The 4,518-nt window shown below is 57.1% G+C and carries 4 protein-coding genes; all 4 read right to left on the bottom strand.

All coding sequences use genetic code 11. From position 1 onward, the window contains the following. Positions 1–103 precede the first annotated feature (103 nt). On the bottom strand, positions 104–646 hold the full coding sequence (locus PDO_RS10275) for a flavin reductase family protein (RefSeq protein WP_007601377.1): 543 nt from the start codon (positions 644–646) through the stop codon (positions 104–106). Between the two features lie 42 nt (positions 647–688). Further along, positions 689–1,855, bottom strand: a complete 1,167-nt coding sequence (gene ssuD, locus PDO_RS10270; protein ID WP_007601375.1) for an FMNH2-dependent alkanesulfonate monooxygenase — start codon at positions 1,853–1,855, stop codon at positions 689–691. A gap of 131 nt (positions 1,856–1,986) precedes the next feature. Then, positions 1,987–3,435, bottom strand: coding sequence for an FAD/NAD(P)-binding protein (locus tag PDO_RS10265; protein WP_007601373.1), 1,449 nt, complete (start codon positions 3,433–3,435; stop codon positions 1,987–1,989). Between the two features lie 181 nt (positions 3,436–3,616). Continuing rightward, complete coding sequence (locus PDO_RS10260; protein ID WP_007601370.1) at positions 3,617–3,814, bottom strand: hypothetical protein; 198 nt, start codon at positions 3,812–3,814, stop codon at positions 3,617–3,619. Between the last annotated feature and the right edge of the window lie 704 nt (positions 3,815–4,518).

The raw sequence follows: 4,518 nt of genomic DNA, 5'->3' as shown, positions 1-4,518 counted from the left end.
GAGTGATGGAACCCATTGCTTCAGCTCTCCTGCCAGCACCGACCCGAAAATCATATCAACCTACGCGAAATCAGACCCGCTACCCCACCAAACGGTGGCCGGATCAATCGAGCCGATGGTAGCCACCATCGACATAAGCCAGGGACACCCCTTCGCTGGAATGAACAGCGAGGACTCGCCCGATGATGAGCACATGACTGTGCCGTTCGATCGCCTCTTCCACTTCGCAATCGATCGCAGCAACCGCATCGCCAAGGACGGGCGCACCCGACACGAGACTAGTCCAATTGGCTCCATTGTAGCGTTCCGCGCCTTTCAGTCCACCCACCCCGGCGAACTGGTTGGCGAGTTGCTGGTGGCGCGCACCAACCACATTCACGGCAAAGGTACCGAATTTTTGCAAAACGGGCCAGGTTGACGACGTCTTGTTGAGGGAAACCAGCATACGTGGGGGGTGAACCGACAATGCCGTCGCTGACGTCACGGTGGCACCCGTTCGCTCCAGGTCGGCACCCGTGGTGATGATAGAGACCCCCCCCGCCAGCTGGCGAAGGGCTCCTTTGAGGGACTGCGGATCAACGTCCGATACCGGTTCGATCGCGGGATCATTCCTCAGGTTAAACAGGTGTGCAGTCTGAATTGTCATCGTCGCACTTTCGAAGGATTGAGACAGGCTAGGAAGGGAAAATCAGCTTGCGGATGCAGTCTTCACGTTGCCACCATGGCCGCCGCCGCCAAAGACCTGATGCTCACCAAAAGACGAGCGGAGCTGGCCGTGCGGACCGGGTAGACCAATCTCAGGGAAGAGCAACTCAGACACGCGATACGCCTCCTCGAGATGAGGGTAACCCGAGGCGATAACGGTATCGATACCGAGCTCCTGGTATTCCCGCAGCCGTGCAGCGATCGTCTTGGGAGAGCCGACCAGCGCTGTGCCGGCACCAGAGCGGACCAAACCGATCCCAGCCCAGAGGTTCGGAGAAACTTCGAGCCTGTCACGCCGCCCTTGGTGAAGAGCGACCATCCGCGCCTGCCCCACCGAATCTGAACTTTTCGCGAAGACTTCCTGCGCTGCAGCAATGGTTTCGTCCGAAAGTTTGGAGATCAAACGGTCGGCTGCTGCCCAAGCCTCCTCATCGGTTTCGCGCACGATGAAATGGAGACGGATGCCAAATGTAACCTTTTTGCCGCGCGCTGCGGCAGCCTTGCGCACTTTTGCGATTTTCTCCGCCACCTGCGCAGGCGGCTCACCCCAGGTGAGATACTTGTCGGTAATGCCGCCGGAAAACTCGACCGCCGCGTCAGATGAACCGCCGAAATAGATCGGTGGCCCAGGCACCTGCACCGGGGGAAGCCCAAGCTTCGCACCGATGGCTTTGATGTACCGCCCGTCCAGATCGGCCTTGCCGGTTGCGATCAGGGAGTTGAAGACCTGGAAGAATTCGTCGGCATGGTCATAGCGCTCGTCATGCGGCAAAAAGATGCCATCCCCTGCCAACTCCTGGGCACTGCCCCCCACAACAATGTTGAGCAGGAGACGACCGTTCGAAACGCGATCGAGCGTTGAGGTTAAACGGGCATAGTAAGCTGGAGAAGCAGTGCCGGGACGGATCGCGACGAGGAACTTGAGACGCTCAGTATGGGCTGCCAGGTCCGCCGCCAGAATGAAGGACTCTTCGCAAGCGACGCCTGTGGGGATCAACACACCTGAATAGCCTAGCCGATCGACCGCTTTCGCGATCTCGCGGAAATAGCCGGGATCTGCCGGGCGGCTGAGATCATCGGACCCAAGATAGGCGCCGTCGCCTGAGGATGGGATAAACCAGAGGAAGTCGAGAGGCGTATCAATTGTCATCGTTTCATTCCTGTAACAGACGGGCTCAACCGTCACCGAGACCTAAATTCTATGAAATTCTATAGGATTTATAAGGAATAAAATTCCAAGTATACGGCGATGACGAAAACATCAGTCCATCGCAGCTTAAATCACGACGCCTTCGAGAGGGGTCCGGAAGAACCGGTACGGTCCGCAACCAGCTGTGCAATCCGATCTGCAACAAATACAGCGTGCTCGGTCACCTGAGGGAGCCCCATTAATTCGCCATACGTTCCTCGCGCCAAGGGGCCGGCAATGAGAATATCGGGTAGGGATTCATCATTGGCCGAGATCGCGTGTGACTGCCGATCACAGGCGATGCCCAGACCTGTCGGACAAGGTTTCAGGAAGCCTTCAGCCTTTAATGTCCGGAGGAAGGCTTGGCCTTCGAGAACATCGCCATGAGATGGTCCCGTGGTCACAACAATGGCATCGACGTTGATGCTTCGCACGCCCCGCTGGTACCGATTTCTAAGGGAAACCTTGTAGCGCGTACCGCTTCTCGTAGCAGAGGTTACTGAGGAGGCCAGGACATCGAGCCGACCCTGCGCGATTGCCTCATCGACGACGTCCTCGACCTGCGGAGCGATGCGGAACCGATGGACGTCCCAGAAGGGTCGCAGATGGCGGACAATTCGAATGCGCTCGCCCAGTGGGAGGTTTTTCCATATCGCCTGGCCTTGGGTTCGCACAGCGTCCAAAACACTATGCCAGGTGCGTCCCTGGGCCTGAGCCTCGCGAACGGATCGGCGAATCTCGCGCAACAACCCCACAGCGCTTGCCGCGCGCTCTATCGTAAAGTCTCCATAACTTTCCTGACCTGCAGGACCATGCCCGCGGGAACGCAGACCTCGTCGCGATATGGAGGTTATCTGTCCGCGGTGACCGCGTAGCGCCAGGGATGCAACGACATCGGCCGAAGTCAGCCCGTTGCCAATGATCAAAACCCTATCATCCTGGTCGATCGGCTCCAGGGCGTGCTCGGTCGTGACATCGGCAATGAACTTCGGGGCATACTTCAACGTCCGAAGTTCGGCTGGCACCGCAGGTGCCGGATGGCTGACGGCGATCACGACGAGATCAACGGTCTCCATGTGACCATCACTACCGATCAGCCGGTAACCTTTAACTTGTTTCTGCACCAAGCGGATTCTGGTGCGCCAATGCTCGAGCTGGCCGCTTGCAATCAACGGCTGAACCTTCGACACGACATAGTCACCGAACGCCGCCCTACGCGGATAGGGCAATCCATCTCGACCAATGAGCGAAGGATCAGCAGCCAGGAGGTCGGCGTCGTCCGTATACGCCGCAAAGTCATCTGAAGCTTCAGGAAAAATGGTCATTTTCCCCGCCGGAACATTGATGCGATGCGCCGGGTCAACTGTGCCGTAGGCAAGACCCCGACCAATATCTTCGCGCGGCTCGACAATCAGTAAGCGTGCGTCCGGCGGCAAACGTCGAGCCTCTGCGAGATGAATCGCAACGGCCGCTCCCGTAAAGCCTCCGCCGATAATAGCAACCGTCGGATGAGCTCGAAGTTGTTTCCCTTGAATGCTCATAGGCCCGCTCTCAGATTGAATGGCGGCCTCAGAGACCAAAGATGACAACTGCAATGAAAAGGAAGGAAGCGCCGGCAGCGACACGGCCGGCCCAAACGTTGATATCGCTGCCACGAATGACCGAACGGCGCGAGACCGCAGTATGACGATTCAGGTTGCCAATGTAAGCCATGAGATCACCTCAAAGGATAGGGAAATAGGCGAGACCCCAATAGAGCTTGTCTGCAGATTCCTTCCGCAAGCGGTCCTCTTCTTCCTCGTCGGATAACGTCGACTGAGGCGAATTGTTGCGTTTGTCGTCTTGGTCAAACGCCTCATCCTTGTGGCGACGAAATGCTTCGAACAAGTCAAACGAAAACAGATTGAATCCTATCGGCATGTCACGTTCCTCCTTCTTCGTCTGGACCAGCTAAGTTTCGCTCCCAAATCCGACACAGTCAATGTAATCTACAAAATTAGTATTCTATTTTCCGGATGGTCTGCGCAAATCGGTTCGCCTCAGAACAGGTTCCATAGAAGTAGCGTTATTCCTGCGCTGCACACGACCCAAGTGAGAGGCCGCCATATGGTTGCGCCACCACCATCGTGGGTAAGCGGTTCCCCCGCACATTGACCAAGCCCGATTGGCCATTCGTAAAATGCCGCTACGACCTTGATCGCAAGGATCGCGCCAACAGCATGTGTAATCGGGCGGTCCCACAAGGGGCAAGCTCCCACTACAATCCCGGCGTTGCCGAGATGAAGGGAGAGAACCATGTTTTATGCTGCTTTGGACGTGTCACTGCGCTCAGTGGCAATCTGCATCATCGATCAGGACGGGAACGTTCGATTTGAACGTTCCGTTCCTTCTGACGTGCCCGACGTGGTCAGGTGCCTGTGAGAGTTTGGTGAGCCTATTCACCAGGTCGGGCTGGAAGCGGGTACACTGACCCAGCATTTAACCTATGGACTCAGAGAGGCGAGGTTTGACGTGGTGTGCATGGAGGCCCGCCAGGTCAATGCTGCCCTCTCGGCGATGCGCAACAAGACGGACAAGCATGACGCCCGTGGCATTGCCCAGATCTTGCGTTCAGGATGGTACAG

This window comes from Rhizobium sp. PDO1-076 (assembly GCF_000247475.1).
Classification (GTDB): domain Bacteria; phylum Pseudomonadota; class Alphaproteobacteria; order Rhizobiales; family Rhizobiaceae; genus Allorhizobium.
This window is presented reverse-complemented; position numbering and strand designations above follow the sequence as displayed.